Here is a 14,181-nt window from a genome sequence, read left to right as displayed (position 1 = left end):
CTCGCCGCGGCCTTCTGCGATCGCCTGTATGTGATCGATCACGGGCGCATCGTCGCCAGCGGCACACCGGCCGAAGTGCTGACCCGCGAACTGCTGCAGCAGGTGTTCGGCGTCCAGGCCCTGGTCGACCAACACCCGCTGTCCGGCTACCCACGAATCACCTGGATAACCCAACCATGACCCTGCGCGTCTCACTCAACAGCCTGTTTCGCTCCAGCCTGTGCCTGGCCCTGTCGCTGCTCGCCGGCCAGGCCTGCGCCGAAGCCACCCGTTACCCGCTGACCATCCACAGCTGCAACCGCGAGGTGACCTTCAAGGAAACGCCGAAACACGCCCTGAGCCACGACATCAACATGACCCAGATGATGCTCGCCCTCGGCCTCAAGTCGCGAATGGTCGGCTACAGCGGCATCAGCGGCTGGAAGGCGGTGACGCCCGAGATGCGGACCATCCTCGACGGCCTGCCGGAGCTGGCGGCCAAGTACCCGTCGGTGGAAACCCTGCTCGACGCCAATGTCGATTTCTTCTTCGCCGGCTGGGACTACGGCATGCGCGTCGGCGGCGACCTGACCCCGCAGACCCTGACGCCGCTGGGCATCAATGTGCTGGAGCTGACCGAGTCCTGCGCCTTCGTGATGAAGCGCCCGCCGGCCAGCCTCGACGACACCTACAACGACCTGCGCAACCTGGGGCGGATCTTCGATGTGCAGGACCGCGCCAACCAGTTGATCGCCGACATGCAGCAACAGGTCGCCGCGATCCAGCAGGACCTGCCCACGGAAAAACCTCGGGTGTTCCTCTACGACAGCGGCGAAGACCGCGCCATGACCTCCGGCCGCCTGGGCATGCCCCAGGCGCTGATCGACGCCGCCGGCGGACGCAACATCCTCGACGACGTGGAGGCCAGTTGGACCCGGGTCAACTGGGAAACCGTGGTCGAGCGCAACCCGCAGGTGATCGTGATCGTCGACTACAGCGAGATCAGCGCCGAACAGAAGCAGCAGTTCCTGCTCAACAACAAGGCGCTGCAATCGGTGGACGCGATCCGCAACCAGCGCTTCATCGTGATCCCCTACGTGCAGGCCACGCCGGGCATCGATAACGTCGAAGCGGTGCAAACCCTGGCCAAGGGTTTCCACGGCGCATGATCGATCGTCGTTATGCCTTGCTGCTAACTGCCCTCGGCGCGTTGTTGCTGGCGTCCTGCGTACTGTCCCTGGGTTTCGGCTCGGCGCGGGTGCCGGTGGACGTGGTCTGGCGCATCCTGCTGCACAAGGCCCTCGGCCTGGGCGAGGTGGACTGGAGCGCCGGGCAGGAACATATCGTCTGGCTGATCCGCGTGCCGCGCATGCTGCTCGGCGCCCTGGTCGGCGCCGGGCTGGCCTTGATCGGCGCGGTGCTGCAAGCGGTGACGCGCAACCCGCTGGCCGATCCGCACCTGCTCGGCGTGACCTCCGGCGCCACCCTGGGCGCGGTGATCGTGGTGCTGCATGTGGGTGAAATCGTCGGCCTGCTGACCCTGCCCATCGCCGCCTTTATCGGTGCCCTGGCGAGCATGTTGCTGGTGCTCGGCATCGCCGCGCGCCATGGCCGGCTCGACAGCGACCGCCTGCTGTTGTGCGGGGTGGCGGTGTCCTTCGTGATGATGGCGGTGGCCAACCTGCTGCTGTTCATGGGCGACCACCGCGCCAGTTCGGCGGTGATGTTCTGGATGCTCGGCGGGCTGGGCCTGGCGCGCTGGGAACTGCTGGCGGTGCCGGCGGCCAGCGTGCTGCTCGGGCTGGTCCTGCTGCTGGGCATGGCGCGGCCGTTGAACGCGCTGATGGCCGGCGAGCAGACCGCGGTGACCCTCGGCCTGAATGCCCGCAATGTGCGGCTGCGGGTGTTCCTGATCGCTTCGCTGATGACCGGGGTGCTGGTGTCCATCAGCGGTTCCATCGGCTTCGTCGGGCTGATGGTGCCGCATATTGCCCGGCGTCTGGTCGGCGCCGAGCATCGTCGGCTGTTGCCGGTGTGCGTGTTGCTGGGCAGCGTGTTCCTGGTCTGGGTCGACGTCGCCGCCCGCACCCTGATCGCCCCCGAAGACCTGCCCATAGGCGTGGCCACGGCGGCCATCGGTGGGCTGTTCTTTATCGGCCTGATGCGCCGCCGCTGAAAAAGCGGTGTGCCTGATGCGCCGCCATCGCGGGCAAGTCGGATCGCCGCCCACTCGCTCCTGCAGAAGAACAATGCGCACGGTTTAGCGGACGCTGCCCTGTAGCCGCTGCCGCAGGCTGCGATAAGGCCGAAGGCCTTCGGCGATCTTGAAGCCTTGCGCGCCCTTCGGTCGCGATCGCAGCCTGCGGCAGCGGCTACAAAGGCGGTCGCCACCAGCACCAACGGAGCGCATTCGCCCGCACCAAAGACGCCTGATGGCCCCGCATTGGTGCGCCAGCTTTCTCCCCTGCTCCGTAAAAGCGACGTTTTCATGCCCTGTGCCGACTAGGCACACCCCTTGCAAAACAGCCCTTCAGTAGTCCGCATCTGCCAACCAAGAAAACTCATAAGTTCATGGAGATCGCACAATGAAGCGTCGCAGCTTGATCAAGGCTTTCACACTCACGGCAAGCATTGCCGCGATGGGCATGACCTGGACCGTCCAGGCCGCCGAGACCATCAAGGTCGGCATCCTGCATTCGCTGTCGGGGACCATGGCGATCTCCGAAACCTCGCTCAAGGACATGGCGCTGATGACCATTGACGAGATCAACGCCAAGGGCGGCGTCAACGGTAAAAAGCTCGAGGCGGTGGTGGTCGACCCGGCGTCGAACTGGCCGCTGTTCGCCGAGAAAGGCCGGCAGCTGCTGACCCAGGACAAGGTCGCCGTGGTGTTCGGCTGCTGGACCTCGGTGTCGCGCAAGTCGGTGCTGCCGGTGTTCGAGGAACTCAACGGCCTGCTGTTCTACCCGGTGCAATACGAGGGCGAAGAGATGTCGCCGAACGTGTTCTACACCGGCGCGGCGCCTAACCAGCAGGCGATCCCGGCGGTGGAATACCTGATGAGCGAAGACGGCGGCAGCGCCAAGCGCTTCTTCCTGCTCGGCACCGACTATGTCTACCCGCGCACCACCAACAAGATCCTGCGCTCGTTCCTGCATTCCAAGGGCGTGGCCGACAAGGACATCGAAGAGGTCTACACCCCGTTTGGCCACAGCGACTACCAGACCATCGTCGCCAACATCAAGAAATTCTCCGCCGGCGGCAAGACCGCAGTCATCTCCACGGTCAACGGCGACTCCAACGTGCCGTTCTACAAGGAACTGGCCAACCAGGGCCTGAAAGCCACCGACGTACCGGTGGTGGCCTTCTCCGTGGGCGAGGAAGAACTGCGCGGCATCGACACCAAGCCGCTGGTGGGCAACCTCGCGGCCTGGAACTACTTCGAGTCCGTGGAGAACCCGGTGAACCAGAAGTTCGTCGCCGACTGGAAAGCCTACGCCAAGGCCAAGAAGCTGCCGGGCGCGGATAAAGCCGTGACCAACGACCCGATGGAAGCCACCTACGTCGGCATCCACATGTGGGCCCAGGCGGTGGAGAAAGCCAAGTCCACCGACGTCGACAAAGTCCGCGAAGCCCTGGCCGGCCAGACCTTCGCCGCACCGTCGGGCTACACCCTGACCATGGACAAGACCAACCACCACCTGCACAAGCCGGTGATGATCGGCGAGATCCAGCCGGACGGTCAGTTCAATGTGGTCTGGCAGACCGAAGGCCCGATCCGCGCCCAGCCGTGGAGCCCGTTCATCCCGGGCAACGACAAGAAGCCGGATTACGCGGTGAAGAGCAACTGATCCTGACCTCAGGTCTGACGCCTTCCCTGTAGGAGCGAGCTTGCTCGCGATCGACCGCGAAGCGGTCGCAAGAGCAATCACCGCTGGAGGTCCTGCGGGCCTCATCGCGAGCAAGCTCGCTCCTACAGGTGTCCGGGTGTACCGCGAGGTCATCCGGACCTTTCAAGGACATCGATATGCCCACTGCCCTCTACCGTTTCATTCTCGCCTGCCTGCTGTTGCTGCCCTTGGCCGCCAGGGCCGGCGATGCCGAAGACTTCGTCGCGGCCAACGCCACGCAACAGGCCAGGCTCCTGGAAAGCTGGGCCGCGCAACCCGACCCGGCGCGCCTCGAACTGCTCGGCGCCTTGCAGCAAGGCCATCTGACCGTCGATGGGCAAGCCAAGACCTTGCGCCTGAACAATCGCCTGCGCGGCCTGATCGACACCGCCATGGCCAGCCATCAACTGCTCGCCAGCGATGCCAACATCCGTCTGGCCGCCGCGCAGCAGTTGCAGAAAAGCGCCAAGCCGGCGCAGTTGAAATTCCTCGATGCCAGCCTGGCCGCCGAACAGGACCAGGGCGTGCATGACGCCCTGAGCCTGGCCCTGGCCAACCTGCAACTGGTGGACAGCGACCCGGCCGTGCGCCTGGCCGCGGTACGCCTGCTGGGTGAAACCGGCGACCCGCTGGCCCGCACCCGCCTCGAAGGCCTGCTCGAACCCGGGGTGGAAGCCGATGCCGGGGTGCGCACTGCTGCCGAAACCAGCCTGGCCCAGGTCAAGCGCAAGCTGCTGGTGGGCGAAGTGCTCGGCCAGGCCTTCAGCGGCATGTCCCTGGGCTCGATCCTGCTGCTGGCGGCCCTGGGCCTGGCGATCACCTTCGGCCTGCTCGGGGTGATCAACATGGCTCACGGCGAGATGCTGATGCTCGGCGCCTACTCCACCTACATGGTGCAGTTGCTGTTCCAGCGCTACGCCCCGCAGGCCATCGAGTTCTACCCGCTGATCGCCCTGCCGGTGGCGTTCTTCGTCACCGCCGGCATCGGCATGGCCCTGGAACGCACGGTGATCCGCCACCTCTACGGCCGGCCCCTGGAAACCCTGCTCGCCACCTGGGGCATCAGCCTGATGCTGATCCAGCTGGTGCGCCTGGTGTTCGGCGCGCAGAACGTCGAGGTGTCGAACCCGGCCTGGCTGTCCGGCGGGATCCAGGTGCTGCCCAACCTGGTGCTGCCCTACAACCGCATCGTGATCATCGCCTTCGCGCTGTTTGTCGTCGTCCTCACGTGGCTGCTGCTGAACAAGACCCGCCTGGGCCTGAACGTGCGCGCGGTCACCCAGAACCGCAACATGGCCGCCTGCTGCGGCGTACCGACAGGACGGGTCGACATGCTCGCCTTCGGCCTCGGCTCCGGCATCGCCGGCCTCGGTGGCGTGGCCCTGAGCCAGATCGGCAACGTCGGCCCGGACCTGGGCCAGAGCTACATCATCGACTCGTTCCTGGTGGTGGTGCTCGGCGGCGTCGGCCAGTTGGCCGGTAGCGTGTTCGCCGCATTCGGCTTAGGGGTAGCCAACAAGATTCTCGAACCGCAGATCGGCGCCGTGCTCGGCAAGATCCTGATCCTCGCGCTGATCATTCTGTTTATCCAGAAACGTCCGCAAGGCCTCTTCGCATTGAAAGGACGGGTGATCGACTGATGAATCAACCATTGCTCATTACCGCCAGCCAGAAAGCCGGGCCCAAGGTCTCGGTCGCCGTCGGCGCGCTGATCCTGGCGGTGCTGCTGGCCCTGCCGCTGCTCTCGCTGCTGGCGCCGGACAACTCGCTGCACGTCTCGGCCTACACCCTGACCCTGGTGGGCAAGATCCTCTGCTACGCCATAGTCGCCCTGGCCCTGGACCTGGTCTGGGGGTATGCCGGGCTGCTGTCCCTGGGCCATGGCCTGTTCTTCGCCCTCGGCGGCTACGCCATGGGCATGTACCTGATGCGCCAGGCCGCGGGGGACAGCCTGCCGGCGTTCATGACCTTCCTTTCGTGGAGCGAGCTGCCCTGGTACTGGAGCGGCACCGGCAGCTTCCTCTGGGCGATGTGCCTGGTGGTGCTGGCGCCGGGCTTGCTGGCGCTGGTGTTCGGTTTCTTCGCCTTCCGCTCGCGGATCAAGGGCGTGTATTTCTCGATCATGACCCAGGCCCTGACCTTCGCCGGCATGCTCCTGTTCTTTCGCAACGAGACCGGCTTTGGCGGCAACAACGGCTTCACCAACTTCCGCACCATCCTCGGCTTCGGCATCACCGAGCCGGGCACCCGCGCGGTGCTGTTCCTGGCCACCGTGCTGTTGCTGGTGGCCAGCCTGTACATCGGCTGGCGCCTGGCCCGGAGCAAGTTCGGCCGGGTGCTGACCGCGCTGCGCGATGCCGAGAACCGCCTGATGTTCTGCGGCTACGACCCGCGCGGCTTCAAGCTGTTCGTCTGGGTGCTGAGCGCAGTGCTCTGCGGCCTGGCCGGCGCCCTGTACGTGCCGCAGGTGGGCATCATCAACCCCAGCGAAATGTCGCCGACCAACTCCATCGAGGCCGCCGTGTGGGTCGCCCTGGGCGGTCGCGGCACGCTGATCGGCCCGCTGCTCGGCGCCGGCGTGGTCAACGGCATGAAGAGCTGGTTCACCGTGGCCTTCCCGGAATACTGGCTGTTCTTCCTCGGCGCGCTGTTTATCGTCGTGACCCTGTACCTGCCTAAAGGTGTAATCGGCCTGCTGAAAAAACGAGGTGAACAATGAGAGTCACTGCGACGGCTGACTTCATGCTTGAGCCCATCCTCGAACCCAATAAGGACGCGGGTAGCAGCCGCGACGCCATCGGCCTCGGCCAGGCCGCCGGCAAGGGCCTGAACACCCGCCACGGCACCATCCTGACCCTGGAAGACATCAGCGTCAGCTTCGACGGTTTCAAGGCGCTCAACGACCTCAACCTGTACATCGGCGTCGGCGAGCTGCGCTGCATCATCGGCCCCAACGGCGCGGGCAAGACCACCCTGATGGACGTGATCACCGGCAAGACCCGGCCCACCCACGGCAAGGCCTGGTTCGGCGAAACCCTGGACCTGACGCAGATGAGCGAGGTGCAGATCGCCCAGGCCGGCATCGGCCGCAAGTTCCAGAAGCCCACGGTGTTCGAGGCCCTGAGCGTGTTCGAAAACCTGGAGCTGGCGCAGAAGACCGACAAGTCGGTATGGGCCAGCCTGCGGGCGAAACTCTCCGGCGAGCAGAAGGACCGCATCGACGAAGTGCTGGAAACCATTCGCCTGACCGCCTCGGTGGAGCGCCAGGCCGGCCTGCTGTCCCACGGCCAGAAGCAGTTCCTGGAGATCGGCATGCTGCTGATGCAGGACCCGCAACTGCTGCTGCTCGACGAGCCGGTGGCGGGCATGACCGACGCCGAGACCGAGTTCACCGCCGAGCTGTTCAAGCGCCTGGCGGGCCAGCATTCGCTGATGGTGGTGGAGCACGACATGGGCTTCGTCGGCTCGATCGCCGACCACGTCACCGTGCTGCACCAGGGCAGCGTGCTAGCCGAAGGGTCGCTGGAACAGGTGCAGGCCGATGAACGTGTCGTTGAAGTCTATTTGGGCAGATGATCGGCCAGCTTCAAGCCGCAAGCTTCAAGCGGCAAGTGAACAGCAAAGCCACATCCCCCGCCCTTACTTGCAGCTTGAAGCTTGCCGCTTGAAGCCCTACTAACGGAGTTCCAATGCTACAAGTCCAACACCTGCACCAGTACTACGGCGGTAGCCACATCCTGCGGGGCCTGAGCTTCGAGGTGAAGGTCGGCGAGGTCACCTGCCTGCTCGGGCGCAACGGGGTGGGCAAGACCACCCTGCTCAAATGCCTGATGGGCCTGCTGCCGGCCAGGGAAGGCGCGGTGAACTGGGAAGGCCAGGCGATCACCGCCTACAAGCCCCATCAGCGGGTACACGCCGGTATCGCCTACGTGCCCCAGGGCCGGGAAATCTTTGGCCGCCTGACCGTGGAAGAAAACCTGCTGATGGGGCTGTCGCGTTTTGGCGCGAAAGAGGCCAAGGAAGTGCCGGCCTTTATCTACGAGCTGTTCCCGGTGCTGCTGCAAATGAAGCAGCGGCGCGGCGGCGACCTGTCCGGCGGTCAGCAACAGCAGCTGGCCATCGGCCGCGCCCTGGCCAGCCGGCCACGGCTGTTGATCCTCGACGAGCCCACCGAGGGCATCCAGCCGTCGGTGATCAAGGAGATCGGCGCGGTGATCAAGAAACTCGCGGCACGCGGCGACATGGCGATCCTGCTGGTGGAACAGTTCTACGACTTCGCCGCCGAACTGGCCGATCAGTACCTGGTGATGTCCCGGGGCGAAATCGTCCAGCAGGGCCGCGGTGAAAATATGGAAGCCGAGGGTGTACGCGGACTGGTTACGATCTAACCTGTAACGTCCCGACATTAAGCACGAATCATGAATCTGCCTGCCCACACCGCCCTGTTCACCCCCAGCTGGCATGCCGAGCTGGAACTCGGCTACGCCCGCTTTGGCGACAGCACGCGCCCGGTGCAGCGCCGGCACAAGGGCCCGCTGCGGGTGCAGAAGCACCTGTACGCCGAAGGCCCCGAAGTCTGCCAGCACATCATCGTGCATCCGCCCGGCGGGATTGCCGGCGGCGACCGCCTGCAGATCCGCGCCAGCGTCGAGCGCGATGCCTGGGCGCAACTGACCAGCCCCGGCGCCGCCAAGTGGTATCGCGCCACCGGGCCGGCCTATCAGACCCTGGACTTGAGCGTCGCCGCCGGTGCCACCCTGGAATGGCTGCCCCAGGAAACCATCGTGTTCAGCGCCGCCCAGGCCGAGCTGAGCACCCGTATCGAACTGCAAGGCGACGCCCGGCTGTTCTACTGGGACCTGGTGGCCCTCGGGCGCCCCGCCAGCAACGAACGTTTCGACCTCGGGCATTTCCAGTCGCACCTGGACATCCGCCGCGACGGCCAGTTGCTCTGGCACGAACGCCAGCGCATTGTCGGCGGCGACGGCTTGCTCGACTCGCCGATCGGCCTGGACGGCCAGCCGGTCTTCGCCACCTTGCTGGCTACCGGCGAAATCGACAGCCCGTTGCTGGAACGCTGCCGCGCACTGCCTCATGCCGTGCGCGGCGACCTGACGCAACTGCCCGGCCTGCTGGTAGCCCGCTGCCTGGCCAGCGAAGCGCTGCTGGCCCGCGCCTGGCTGATCGACCTGTGGCGCCTGCTGCGCCCCGCCCTGCTGGGCCGCGAGGCGCTGCCGCCGAGGATCTGGAGCACATGAATATCCATGTCCCTGTAGGAGCGAGCTTGCTCGCGAAAAACGCCAAGTCACCGCGCTCCTTCAGGCAGTACGCATTATCGCTAACACTTTTCGCGAGCAAGCTCGCTCCTACAACAACGGATTGCCAACGATGGACCTGACCCCACGCGAAAAAGACAAACTGCTGATCTTCACCGCCGGCCTGGTGGCCGAACGGCGCCTGGCCCGGGGGGTGAAGCTCAATTACCCGGAAGCCATGGCCTACATTTCCGCGGCGCTGCTCGAAGGCGCCCGCGACGGCCAGACCGTGGCCGAACTGATGCACTACGGCACCACCCTGCTGACCCGCGAACAGGTGATGGAAGGCATCCCGGAGATGATTCCGGAAATCCAGGTGGAAGCGACTTTCCCCGACGGCACCAAGCTGGTCACCGTCCATCAACCGATCGCCTGAGGCCGCGCCATGACGTATTCCATCCGCGATGCCGTGCATGCCGACCTGCCGGCGATCCGCGATATCTATAACGACGCCGTGCTTAACACCACGGCGATCTGGAACGAGCAGGCCGTGGACCTGGGCAATCGCCAGGCCTGGTTCAGCGCCCGTCAGGCCCAGGGCTATCCGGTGCTGGTGGCGGTCGACGCCGACGACAGCGTGCTCGGCTATGCCTCGTTCGGCGACTGGCGGCCCTTCGACGGTTTCCGCCATACCGTCGAGCACTCGGTCTATGTGCGCAACGACCAGCGCGGCAACGGCCTCGGCCCGCGCCTGATGCAAGCGCTGATCGAACGCGCCAGGACCTGCGACAAGCACGTGATGGTCGCGGCCATCGAAAGCGGCAATGCCGCCTCGATCCGCCTGCACGAACGCCTGGGCTTCGTCACCACCGGACAGATGCCGCAAGTGGGCACCAAGTTCGGGCGCTGGCTGGACCTGACGTTCATGCAACTGACCCTCGATCCGGGGGCGCTACCGCCCACTATCCACAAGGAGTGATACCCGATGAACGCTGCCCAACTGCGTCGAGTCCATGCGGAGAGCTTTGCCCACTATCGCCAGGGGTTGATTGATCTGTTGTTCGACGCCGTGGGCCACGGCGCCTCGGTGGGTTTCATGGCCGACCTCGACGAGGAACAGGCCCGCGCCTACGTCAACAGCGTCCAGGCCAGCGTGGCCGACGGCAGCCTGTTGCTGTGGGTGGTGGTGCAGGACGAGCGGGTCCTGGCCAGCGTGCAACTGGCGCTGTGCCAGAAACCCAACGGCCTCAATCGCGCCGAAGTGCAGAAGCTCCAGGTGCGCCACGACGCCCGCCGCCGTGGCCTGGGCCAGCAATTGATGCACGCCGTGGAGCTCGCGGCGCGCCAGCACAAGCGCGGCCTGTTGTACCTGGACACCGAAGCCGGTTCGGACGCCGAAGCCTTCTACAGCGCCCTCGGCTACACCCGCGTCGGCGAACTGCCGAACTACTGCCAAAGCCCGGACGGCGCCTACAGCCCGACCGCCATTTACTTCAAGACTCTGGGGCAACCCGTATGATTCCAGGCCAATACCAGATCCAGCCCGGCGACATCGAACTCAACGCCGGCCGCCGCACCCTCAGCCTGAGCGTCGCCAACAGCGGCGACCGGCCGATCCAGGTGGGCTCGCACTATCACTTTTTCGAAACCAACGACGCCCTGACCTTCGACCGCGCCGCCAGCCGAGGCATGCGCCTGAACATCCCGGCCGGCACCGCCGTGCGCTTCGAGCCGGGGCAGACCCGCGAGGTGGAACTGGTGGACCTGGCCGGGCATCGCCGGGTGTTCGGTTTCGCCGGGCGGGTCATGGGCGACCTTTGAGGTGCATTGCCTGTTCTGACGCCATCGCGGGCAAGCCTCGCTCCTACAAGGGAATGCGATCAAATGTAGGAGCGAGGCTTGCCCGCGAATAGCGAGCTACGCGAGCGGTCTCAAATCCAATTGAATCCCAAGGCAAGCACATGAAGATTTCAAGACAAGCCTACGCCGACATGTTCGGCCCCACCGTCGGCGACAAGGTGCGCCTGGCCGACACCGAGCTGTGGATCGAAGTCGAGAAGGACTTCACCACCTACGGCGAAGAAGTGAAGTTCGGCGGCGGCAAGGTGATCCGCGACGGCATGGGCCAGGGCCAGCTGCTCGCGGCCGAGGTGGTCGACACCCTGATCACCAACGCGCTGATCATCGATCACTGGGGCATCGTCAAGGCCGACGTCGGCCTGAAGGACGGGCGCATCGCCGCCATCGGCAAGGCCGGCAACCCGGACATCCAGCCCGACGTGACCATCGCCGTCGGCGCCAGCACCGAAGTGATCGCCGGCGAAGGCATGATCCTCACCGCCGGCGGCATCGACACCCATATCCACTTCATCTGCCCGCAGCAGATCGAAGAGGCGCTGATGAGCGGCGTCACCACCATGATCGGCGGCGGCACCGGGCCGGCCACCGGCACCAACGCCACCACCTGCACCTCCGGGCCCTGGCACATGGCGCGCATGCTCCAGGCGGCGGACTCGTTCCCGATGAACATCGGCTTCACCGGCAAGGGCAACGCCAGCCTGCCGGAGCCTCTGATCGAGCAGGTCAAGGCCGGGGCCATCGGCCTCAAGCTCCACGAAGACTGGGGCACCACCCCGGCCAGCATCGACAACTGCCTGAGCGTCGCCGACCAGTACGATGTGCAGGTGGCGATCCACACCGACACCCTCAACGAGTCGGGCTTCGTCGAAACCACCCTCGGCGCCTTCAAGGGCCGCACCATCCACACCTACCACACCGAAGGCGCCGGCGGCGGCCACGCCCCGGACATCATCAAGGCCTGCGGTTTCCCCAACGTGCTGCCGAGCTCGACCAACCCGACTCGGCCGTTCACCCGCAACACCATCGACGAACACCTGGACATGTTGATGGTCTGCCACCACCTCGACCCGAGCATCGCCGAGGACGTGGCCTTCGCCGAAAGCCGCATCCGCCGCGAAACCATCGCCGCCGAAGACATCCTCCACGACCTGGGCGCCTTCTCGATGATCAGCTCCGACAGCCAGGCCATGGGCCGGGTCGGCGAGGTCATCACCCGCACCTGGCAGACCGCCGACAAGATGCACCGCCAGCGCGGCCCGCTGCCGGGCGACGGTGCCGGCAACAGCAACTTTAGGGTCAAGCGCTACATCGCCAAATACACCATCAATCCGGCGATCACCCACGGCATCAGCCACGAAGTGGGCTCCATCGAAATCGGCAAATGGGCCGACCTGGTGCTCTGGCGTCCGGCGTTCTTCGGGGTCAAGCCGACGCTGATCCTCAAGGGCGGGGCCATCGCCGCCAGCCTGATGGGCGACGCCAACGCCTCGATCCCGACCCCGCAGCCGGTGCATTACCGGCCGATGTTCGCCAGTTACGGCGGCAGTCGGCACGCCACCAGCCTGACCTTTATCAGCCAGGCCGCGCTGGAGGCCGGGGTGCCGCAGCAACTGGGGCTGAAAAAGCAGATCGCGGTGGTCAAGGGCTGCCGCGACGTGCAAAAGACCGACCTGATCCACAACGACTACCTGCCGGATATCGAGGTCGACCCGCAGACCTATCAGGTCAAGGCCGACGGTGTGCTGCTGTGGTGCGAGCCGGCGGACGTGTTGCCGATGGCCCAGCGCTACTTTCTGTTCTAGAAACCTGGATCCAACGGGCGCCCATGCGGGCCGCCCAACGGTCAGCAAAGCCGGACGTCTTGCCGTGTTGAACGGCTCAATCGCGGCTAGAATTCGACAGGCCGTTCTCACTCTTGCTGCCTGACAAGGTTCCCGGCCATGCGTCTACCCGACTTCATCGTGCAACAGGTTGATCGAATCGTTGATGAGTGGGAGCAATTCGCCCGATCCATCGCCCCCGAAACCGACTCCCTGACCCGCCTGCAATTGCGCGACCATGCCAAGTCCATCCTGCTGGCCGCCGCTCGCGACATGCGCACCGCCCAGACCGCCAGCGAACAGGCGGCCAAGGCCAGGGGCGAAGGCCCGGAGAAGACCCCGAGCCTCGACGAGGCCGCCGCCAGCCATGGCGAATTGCGCCACAACGTCGGCTTCGACCTGGTACAGATGACCTCGGAATTCCGCCACCTGCGCGCCTGCGTGATCCGTCTCTGGGTCACCAGCCTGGAGTCGCCGCAGCTGGCCTATTTCCAGGACATGATCCGTTTCAACGAAACCATCGACGAGGCGCTGGCCGAATCCACCACGGCCTATGCCGAGCAGGTCAACCGCTCGCGGGATATCTTCCTGGCGATTCTCGGCCACGACCTGCGCGCGCCCTTGCAGGCGGTGAGCATGTCCACCGAGATGCTGGCGCGCAAAGTCGCGCTGGACGCCGATGCGCTGGCCTATGTGTCGCGGATCAAGAGTGGCGCCAGGCACATGGCGGCGATGGTCGGCGACCTGCTGGAGTTCGTGCGCAGCCGCCTGGGCAGCAGCCTGCCCATCGAGCCGGCGCCCATGGACATGGCCAGTGCCATCAAGGCAGCCATGGACGAAGCCTGCGCCGGCCAGCCGGACTGCACACCGGCGCTGAACTTCCATGGCGACAGCCATGGCATCTGGGATCGCGGGCGTATCGAACAGATGCTGCAGAACCTGATCGGCAATGCCCTGCAGCATGGCAACAACAGTCGCACCGTGACCGTGACCCTCACTGGCAGCGCCGAGCAGGTGCTGCTGACCATCCACAACTACGGCCCGCCGATTCCCAAGGAAGCCCTAGGCACCCTCTTCGATCCCCTGGTGCGCAGTGCCAACGAAGAGCTCGGCAGCCCTTCCACCAGCCTCGGCCTGGGCCTGTTCATCGTCAAGGAAGTGGTCACCGCCCACCAGGGCAGCATAGAGGTCAGCTCCAACGAGAGCGATGGCACCACCTTCACCGTGACCCTGCCACGAGTATCCCGCGCCGAATCGTTGTAGCCGCCAACACAGAACCCTGTAGCCGCTGCCCATGCTTCTGTAGGAGCGGCCGGCCGACGCGCCATTGCTCGCGATGGACGATGCCCGAGCCTTCCAACCGCTATAGAGACGAAC

At 65.4% G+C, this 14,181-nt stretch carries 14 protein-coding genes; all 14 read left to right on the top strand.

Annotation, left to right across the window (positions count from 1 at the left end; genetic code table 11):
- The first annotated feature begins 176 nt into the window (after positions 1-176).
- The 14 genes from DK261_RS17510 to DK261_RS17445 all read left to right on the top strand — a co-directional run bounded on the left by DK261_RS17510 (position 177) and on the right by DK261_RS17445 (position 14,067).
- Positions 177-1,148 (top strand): ABC transporter substrate-binding protein, encoded by a 972-nt coding sequence (locus DK261_RS17510; protein ID WP_110176068.1) that lies wholly within the window; start codon positions 177-179, stop codon positions 1,146-1,148.
- Positions 1,145-2,155, top strand: a complete 1,011-nt coding sequence (locus tag DK261_RS17505; RefSeq protein WP_038630492.1) for an iron ABC transporter permease — start codon at positions 1,145-1,147, stop codon at positions 2,153-2,155. The genes DK261_RS17510 and DK261_RS17505 overlap by 4 nt, the downstream gene beginning before the upstream one ends.
- A 409-nt stretch (positions 2,156-2,564) precedes the next feature.
- The gene (gene urtA / locus DK261_RS17500) at positions 2,565-3,830 is read left to right on the top strand and encodes an urea ABC transporter substrate-binding protein (RefSeq protein ID WP_009046748.1); all 1,266 of its coding nucleotides are present in this window, start codon (positions 2,565-2,567) and stop codon (positions 3,828-3,830) included.
- 176 nt (positions 3,831-4,006) lie between these two features.
- Positions 4,007-5,509 carry an urea ABC transporter permease subunit UrtB gene (urtB, locus tag DK261_RS17495; protein ID WP_110176067.1) on the top strand — a complete coding sequence of 501 codons (1,503 nt, stop codon included), beginning with the start codon at positions 4,007-4,009 and terminating at the stop codon, positions 5,507-5,509.
- Positions 5,509-6,588: an urea ABC transporter permease subunit UrtC gene (gene urtC, locus DK261_RS17490; RefSeq protein ID WP_110176066.1), complete on the top strand. Its 1,080-nt coding sequence runs from the start codon at positions 5,509-5,511 to the stop codon at positions 6,586-6,588. The genes urtB and urtC overlap by 1 nt, the downstream gene beginning before the upstream one ends.
- Positions 6,585-7,445: an urea ABC transporter ATP-binding protein UrtD gene (urtD, locus tag DK261_RS17485; protein ID WP_038582464.1), complete on the top strand. Its 861-nt coding sequence runs from the start codon at positions 6,585-6,587 to the stop codon at positions 7,443-7,445. The genes urtC and urtD overlap by 4 nt, the downstream gene beginning before the upstream one ends.
- A gap of 113 nt (positions 7,446-7,558) precedes the next feature.
- Positions 7,559-8,257, top strand: coding sequence for an urea ABC transporter ATP-binding subunit UrtE (gene urtE / locus DK261_RS17480; RefSeq protein ID WP_009046744.1), 699 nt, complete (start codon positions 7,559-7,561; stop codon positions 8,255-8,257).
- 30 nt (positions 8,258-8,287) lie between these two features.
- Complete coding sequence (locus DK261_RS17475) at positions 8,288-9,127, top strand: urease accessory protein UreD (RefSeq protein WP_110176065.1); 840 nt, start codon at positions 8,288-8,290, stop codon at positions 9,125-9,127.
- 130 nt (positions 9,128-9,257) lie between these two features.
- Positions 9,258-9,560: an urease subunit gamma gene (gene ureA / locus DK261_RS17470; RefSeq protein ID WP_007927275.1), complete on the top strand. Its 303-nt coding sequence runs from the start codon at positions 9,258-9,260 to the stop codon at positions 9,558-9,560.
- Between the two features lie 9 nt (positions 9,561-9,569).
- On the top strand, positions 9,570-10,103 hold the full coding sequence (locus DK261_RS17465; RefSeq protein ID WP_009046742.1) for a GNAT family N-acetyltransferase: 534 nt from the start codon (positions 9,570-9,572) through the stop codon (positions 10,101-10,103).
- 6 nt (positions 10,104-10,109) lie between these two features.
- Entirely contained in the window at positions 10,110-10,643 is a 534-nt protein-coding gene (locus DK261_RS17460) for an N-acetyltransferase (protein ID WP_110176064.1), read from the top strand.
- Positions 10,640-10,945 carry an urease subunit beta gene (locus DK261_RS17455; protein WP_009046740.1) on the top strand — a complete coding sequence of 102 codons (306 nt, stop codon included), beginning with the start codon at positions 10,640-10,642 and terminating at the stop codon, positions 10,943-10,945. Before DK261_RS17460 ends, DK261_RS17455 begins: the two co-directional genes overlap by 4 nt.
- Before the next feature lie 140 nt (positions 10,946-11,085).
- Positions 11,086-12,786, top strand: coding sequence for an urease subunit alpha (ureC, locus tag DK261_RS17450; RefSeq protein ID WP_009046739.1), 1,701 nt, complete (start codon positions 11,086-11,088; stop codon positions 12,784-12,786).
- Between the two features lie 138 nt (positions 12,787-12,924).
- Complete coding sequence (locus DK261_RS17445) at positions 12,925-14,067, top strand: sensor histidine kinase KdpD (protein WP_110176063.1); 1,143 nt, start codon at positions 12,925-12,927, stop codon at positions 14,065-14,067.
- Positions 14,068-14,181 lie beyond the last annotated feature (114 nt).

It is taken from the genome of Pseudomonas sp. RW409, assembly GCF_003184125.1.
Lineage (GTDB): Bacteria > Pseudomonadota > Gammaproteobacteria > Pseudomonadales > Pseudomonadaceae > Aquipseudomonas > Aquipseudomonas chlororaphis_I.
The sequence above is the reverse complement of the archived record's forward strand: the minus strand, read 5'-3'. Positions and strand labels throughout refer to the sequence as shown.